Raw genomic sequence first — 6,230 nt, 5'->3', positions numbered from 1 at the left:
ATCTGGCCTGGAACCAGAAGCTGCTGCGCTGCGCGCTGCTGCTGGAGTCCCCGGGCGACGAGATGCTGAGGCCGCAATCGCATCTGCTGTGCCGCTTCGGCATGTGGTTTCTGCGTGAGCGAAGCCAGCTCGACAAGGTGGACGCGCGACTGGTGGCCGGCATCGACCGCGCGCATGCGCGCATGCATCAGGCGGTACGCGGTCTGTGCCTGGCCAAGCTGGGCGGGCATGCCGCCAGCGATGCCGACATGGGTGCCTACGAACGTGAGCAGAGCGCGATGGTGGCGCGCCTGTCCGAGCTGAAGCATCTGATGGAGACGGCCACTTCACGGATCGACCCCTTGACGGGTCTGCCGCTGCGCCATGGCCTGGAAGCCGCTTTCGAGCAGTGCCGGCGTGACGCGCGGCGCGCCGGCAGCCAGCTTTTCGTCGCCATGGTCGACCTGGACCATTTCAAGTCGGTCAATGATCGTTTCGGGCATCAGGCCGGTGATCTGGCGCTGCGCCATGTGGTGGATCGGCTGCGCACGGTGCTGCGTGAGAGCGACCCCTTCTTCCGCTTCGGCGGCGAGGAGTTCGTCGCATTGCTGCGCTGCGAGAGCGAGGCGGCCGCTCAGACCGTGGTCGCTCGCATGCTGGATGATCTGCGCGCGCACGCGGTTGAGGTGCAGACCGGCGTGCCGCTCACGATCACCGCCACCATCGGTCTGGCCGAGGTGCAGGCCCAGGAGGCCATGGACACCGCCATCTCGCGCGCTGACCATGCCTTGCTGGAAGGCAAGTTGCATGGTCGCGACCGCGTTGTCGTGGCACAGATCGCGCCGAAGCGCGACTGAGCGCGTGTCCGGGCAAGCCCTCGCGCGGCTGTTGACGCGACGCCCGCGCGGGGCACTACGCCAGATGGCGTATTCCCCAAAACGGGGCGGCTGCCGAGACTGGGTCCAGTGCGATTCATTCACCCACTGACACTCGAACGGAGCCCCGTCATGAAACTCTTGTCCCGCCGTGCCCTGAACCTGTCTGCCGTTGCCCTGGGCGCTGCCGCCTTCGGCTTGCCCGCCGCGCAGGCTGCCGACACCATCAAGGTGGGCGTGCTGCACAGCCTGTCCGGCACCATGGCCATCTCGGAGACCGTGCTCAAGGACACGGTGCTGATGGCCATCGACGAGATCAATGCCAAGGGCGGCCTGCTGGGCAAGAAGCTGCAACCGGTGGTGGTGGACCCGGCCTCCAACTGGCCGCTGTTCGCTGAGAAGGCCAAGCAGCTGATCTCGCAGGACAAGGTGGCCGTGGTCTTCGGCTGCTGGACTTCGGTCAGTCGCAAGTCGGTGCTGCCGGTCTTTGAGGAACTGAACTCCTTGCTGTTCTACCCGGTGCAGTACGAGGGCGAAGAGCTGTCCAAGAACGTGTTCTACACCGGCGCCGCGCCGAACCAGCAGGCCATTCCCGCGGTGGAATACCTGATGAGCAAGGACGGCGGTTCGGCCAAGCGCTTCGTGCTGCTGGGTACCGACTATGTGTACCCGCGCACCACCAACAAGATCCTGCGTGCGTTCCTGAAGTCCAAGGGCGTGGCGGACACCGACATCATGGAGGAGTACACCCCCTTCGGTCATAGCGATTACCAGGGCATCATCGCCAAGATCAAGAAGTTCGCTTCCGAGGGCAAGAAGACCGCGGTGGTGTCCACCATCAACGGTGACTCCAACGTGCCCTTCTACAAGGAGCTGGGCAACCAGGGCCTGAAGGCGACCGATGTGCCGGTGGTGGCCTTCTCGGTGGGTGAGGAAGAGTTGCGCGGCGTGGACACCAAGCCGCTGGTCGGCCACCTGGCTGCCTGGAACTACTTCATGAGCATCAAGAACCCGGCCAATGCCGAGTTTGTCAAGAAGTGGAGCGCCTATGCCAAGGCCAAGAATATCCCCGGCCACAAGGACAAGCCGCTGACCAATGACCCGATGGAGGCCACCTACATCGGCTTCAATATGTGGGCGCAGGCCGTCACCAAGGCCAAGAGCACCGACACCGATAAGGTGATCGCCGCGATGGCCGGCCAGACCTTCAAGGCACCGGGCGGCTTCACGAGCACCATGGACCCGAAGAACCACCACCTGCACAAGCCGGTGTTCATCGGCGAAGTCAAGGCTGACGGCCAGTTCAACGTGGTGTGGAAGACCCCCGGCCCGGTCAAGGCCCAGCCGTGGAGCCCCTACATCCCTGAGAACAAGGGCAAGAAGGACGAGCCGGTCGCTAAGTAAGCCCACCTGACCGACAGCTCATCCCCTTCCGACCATGACGATCCAGCGCCTGCTTGTCGCAGCGGGCGTCTGGCTGCTGCTTTGCTTGAGCAGCGGCCAGGCGCAAGCCCTGACCCCGGACCAGGCCCGTGCCATTGCGGCGGGCGAGACGGATGCGCGCATTGCGGCGCTCAATGCGGCTGCGGCCGACGGCGCGGCGGGTTTGCCGGCCTTTGTGCAGGCGCTGCTGGACGACGCCGTCAAGCTCACGCCCAAGCAGGTGCTGGTGGTCGATGGAGCGCAGGTGATCGATGCGGCCAGCGGCCAGCCCGCCACGCTGCCGGAGGATGCCGAGGATGTGCTCAACAACAACCGCATGCGCGGCGCGCTGCAGGCGGCGCAGGCCGCGCTGCAGCTCTTCGCCAGCGATCTCGCGACGCGCCGCGCCGCGGTGGCGGAGCTCGCTAAACAGGGCCTGGACGAATCCCAGTTGCCGCTTCTGGACAAGGCCCTGGCCGGCGAGGCTGATGCCGATGTGAAAGCCCGGCTGGCGCAGCTGCGCGCCGGCCTCCTGCTGACCTCGCCCGACAAGGCCAAGCGCCTGGAAGCCGCGCGCCTGCTGGCCGCTGGCAGCGAGCCGGCCATCAAGTCGCTGCTGCTGGAGCGTATCGCCGCCGAGGGCGATGTGGAGGTCAAGTCCGCGCTGTCGCAGGCCCTCTCCGCGCTGGAAACGCGCCTGGCCTGGGGCGAGCGTGCTGGCCTGATCTTCACCGGCCTGAGTCTGGGTTCCATCCTGTTGCTGGTCGCCCTGGGCCTGGCCATCACCTATGGCCTGATGGGCGTGATCAATATGGCGCACGGCGAGCTGATGATGGTTGGCGCCTATGCCACCTATGTCGTGCAGAACCTGTTCAAGGCCTATTTGCCCGGGGCCTTCGACTACTACGTGCTGCTGGCGATTCCCGCTTCCTTCATGGCCGCGGCGCTGGTGGGCGCGGCGCTGGAGCGCAGCGTGATCCGCTGGCTTTACGGCCGGCCGCTGGAAACGCTGCTGGCCACCTGGGGCATCTCGCTGGTGCTGATGCAGGCAGTGCGTTCCTTGTTCGGCGCGCAGAACGTGCCGGTGGAGAATCCCGCCTGGCTGTCCGGCGGCATCCAGGTGCTGCCCAATCTGGTGCTGCCCTATAACCGCCTGGCCATCATCGTCTTCGCGATGCTGGTGCTGGCCGGTGTGGCCCTGCTGATCGCCCGGACGCGCCTGGGCCTGTTCGTGCGCGGCGTCACGCAGAACCGCCGCATGGCGTCCTGCATGGGCGTCAACACGGCGCGCATCGACACCTATGCCTTCTCGCTCGGCGCCGGCATCGCCGGCTTGGCAGGCTGCGCACTCAGCCAGGTAGGCAACGTCGGCCCGGACCTGGGCCAGAGCTATATCGTCGACAGCTTCATGGTGGTGGTGCTGGGCGGCGTGGGCCAGTTGGCCGGCACGGTCTACGCCGGCCTCGGGCTGGGCATCCTGAACAAGCTGCTGGAAGGCTGGCAGGGCGCTGTGCTGGCCAAGATCATGGTGCTGGTCTTCATCGTCGTCTTCATCCAGAAGCGGCCGCAAGGCCTGTTCGCGATGAAGGGTCGTTCCGCCGAAGCATGACGATGAGCACACCGATGATGACGAACACGCCTGCCACCTCCAACGCCGCCTTGCTGCCCCAGCGGCCGCGCCTGCTCTCGCCCAGAGGCTGGACGGCAGTGCTGGCCGCGCTGATCACTGTCACCGTGCTGGCGCCGGTGCTCAATCTGCTTGTGCCTGAGGGCCATGCGCTGCACCTGAGTGACTATGCCGTGGGCCTGATCGGAAAGATCATGTGCTACGCGATCTGCGCGCTGGCCATGGACCTGATCTGGGGCTACACCGGCATCCTCTCGCTGGGCCACGGCCTGTTCTTCGCCCTGGGCGGCTATGCGATGGGCATGTACCTGATGCGCCAGATCGGCCGCGAGGGCAATTACCAGAGCGATCTACCGGACTTCATGGTCTTTCTGGACTGGAAGGCGCTGCCCTGGCACTGGAGCTTCAGCGATTCCTTCGCCTTCCAGATGCTGATGGTGCTGGCGGTGCCGGGCCTGCTGGCCCTCGTGTTCGGCTTCTTCGCCTTCCGCAGTCGCATCAAGGGCGTGTACTTCTCGATCATCACGCAGGCGCTGACTTTCGCCGCCATGCTGCTGTTCTTCCGCAACGAGACCGGCTTCGGCGGCAACAACGGCTTCACCGATTTCAAGCGCATCCTCGGCGTGCCGCTGGCTCAGCCGTCCACGCGCATGGCACTGTTCGTGCTGACTGGCCTGACGCTGATCGCCTTCTTCCTGCTGGCGCGCTGGATCGTCAGCAGCAAGTTCGGCCGCGTGCTGCAGGCCATCCGCGACGCTGAGAGCCGCGTGATGTTCACCGGCTACGACCCGCTGGCCTACAAGCTGGCGATCTGGGTGCTGTCGGCCTTGATGTGCGGCGTGGCCGGCGCGCTCTATGTGCCGCAGGTGGGCATCATCAACCCGGGCGAGATGTCGACCGCGGCGTCCATCGAGATCGCGATCTGGACTGCGGTGGGCGGACGCGCCTCGCTGATCGGCCCCATCGTCGGTGCCTTCTTCGTCAACGGCGCCAAGAGCTGGTTCACCCAGGCCTTTCCGGAGTTCTGGCTTTACTTCCTGGGCGCCTTGTTCATCGCGGTGACGCTGTTCCTGCCGCAGGGCCTGATCGGGCTGGCGCGCAAGATCGGTGGCATCAGGAAGAAGGCTGCACAAGGAGAGCAGGCACCATGACGCCGGATCTGATGGAGCAGGGCGCCAAGGCCCGTGTCGAACATGCATCCAAGGAAGCGGCCACGCAGCAGTCGTCGGGCGACCGCGGCGCCAGCTTCGGCCGTGTGCTCAAGGCCGGCCTGCCGGACTTCGGCACCGGCGTGGCGCTGTATCTGGACGAGATCACCGTGTCCTTCGACGGCTTCCGCGCGCTGAACAAGCTCAGCCTGATGGTCGATGTGGGCGAACTACGCTGCATCATCGGCCCCAACGGCGCGGGCAAGACCACGATGATGGACGTGATCACCGGCAAGACCCGGCCCGACAGCGGCACGGCCAGCTTCGGCCAGAACATCAACCTCTTGCGCCTGCGCGAAAACGAGATCGCTCAGATCGGCATCGGCCGCAAGTTTCAGAAACCCACGGTCTACGAGCAGCTCAGCGTGTTCGAGAACCTGGAGCTGGCGCTGAAGGCTGACCGCCGCGTGCGTGCCAGCCTGTTCTCGCGCCTGAGCGGCGCGCAGCTGGACCGCATCGCCGAGACCCTGCAACTCATCCACCTGCTGCCGCAGGCGCAGACGCAGGCCGGCCTGCTTTCGCACGGCCAGAAGCAGTGGCTGGAGATCGGCATGCTCTTGATGCAGGACCCGATGCTGCTGCTGCTGGACGAGCCGGTGGCCGGCATGACCGACGAGGAAACCGAGCGCACCGCAGAGCTCTTCCTGAGCCTCGAAGGCAAGCATTCGCTGGTGGTGGTGGAGCACGACATGAAGTTCGTCGACCAGCTCACGGAAGGACGCAAGAAGGTCACAGTCCTGCACGAAGGTTCAGTGCTGGCCGAGGGCCTGCTGTCCGAGGTGCAGGCCAACGAGAAGGTGGTGGAGGTGTACCTTGGGCGTTGAGAGCGAAGCAAAGGATGAGCCAAGGGCGCAGCCCGCGGCGGGGGGCATGAGCGCAATAGGGCGCCCGCTGCCCGTCGATCGCTCCGGACGACCCATCTGCCGCACACGCAAGGGCCCAACATGCTGAAGGTCGACAACATCCACCAGTACTACGGCGGCAGCCACATCCTGCGCGGCCTGAGCTTCGAGGCGCAGCAGGGCGAGATCAGCGTGATCCTGGGCCGCAACGGCGTGGGCAAGAGCACCTTGTTGAAGAGCCTGATGGGCGTGGTGCCGATCAAGAGTGGCAGCATCA

General features: G+C 65.6%; 6 protein-coding genes. All 6 read left to right on the top strand.

Annotation, left to right across the window (positions count from 1 at the left end; all coding sequences use genetic code 11):
• A partial coding sequence (locus ACIQ67_RS18800; protein ID WP_397535906.1) for a diguanylate cyclase occupies positions 1-836 on the top strand: 836 nt, incomplete at its 5' end.
• Positions 837-986: 150 nt separating this feature from the next.
• A complete protein-coding gene (urtA, locus tag ACIQ67_RS18795; protein ID WP_397535905.1) occupies positions 987-2,258 on the top strand; it encodes an urea ABC transporter substrate-binding protein in 1,272 nt (423 codons plus the stop codon).
• 34 nt (positions 2,259-2,292) lie between these two features.
• Positions 2,293-3,885, top strand: a complete 1,593-nt coding sequence (urtB, locus tag ACIQ67_RS18790) for an urea ABC transporter permease subunit UrtB (protein ID WP_397535904.1) — start codon at positions 2,293-2,295, stop codon at positions 3,883-3,885.
• 2 nt (positions 3,886-3,887) lie between these two features.
• A complete protein-coding gene (gene urtC / locus ACIQ67_RS18785; protein ID WP_397535903.1) occupies positions 3,888-5,054 on the top strand; it encodes an urea ABC transporter permease subunit UrtC in 1,167 nt (388 codons plus the stop codon).
• Positions 5,051-5,935, top strand: a complete 885-nt coding sequence (gene urtD, locus ACIQ67_RS18780; protein ID WP_397535902.1) for an urea ABC transporter ATP-binding protein UrtD — start codon at positions 5,051-5,053, stop codon at positions 5,933-5,935. Before urtC ends, urtD begins: the two co-directional genes overlap by 4 nt.
• Before the next feature lie 120 nt (positions 5,936-6,055).
• Positions 6,056-6,230 (top strand): ATP-binding cassette domain-containing protein (locus tag ACIQ67_RS18775; RefSeq protein ID WP_397535907.1); only part of this gene is annotated, 175 nt, incomplete at its 3' end.

This window comes from Roseateles sp. (assembly GCF_044373315.1).
Classification (GTDB): domain Bacteria; phylum Pseudomonadota; class Gammaproteobacteria; order Burkholderiales; family Burkholderiaceae_C; genus JACDQM01.
Note: the sequence above shows the minus strand (reverse complement) of the source record. Positions and strands in the feature narration are given on the sequence as shown.

Bases quoted from the DNA above. Each gene is read 5' to 3' on its own strand.
- urtA (WP_397535905.1), top strand. From the start codon at position 987: ATGAAACTCTTGTCCCGCCGTGCCCTGAACCTGTCTGCCGTTGCCCTG.
- urtB (WP_397535904.1), top strand. From the start codon at position 2,293: ATGACGATCCAGCGCCTGCTTGTCGCAGCGGGCGTCTGGCTGCTGCTT.
- urtC (WP_397535903.1), top strand. From the start codon at position 3,888: ATGAGCACACCGATGATGACGAACACGCCTGCCACCTCCAACGCCGCC.
- urtD (WP_397535902.1), top strand. From the start codon at position 5,051: ATGACGCCGGATCTGATGGAGCAGGGCGCCAAGGCCCGTGTCGAACAT.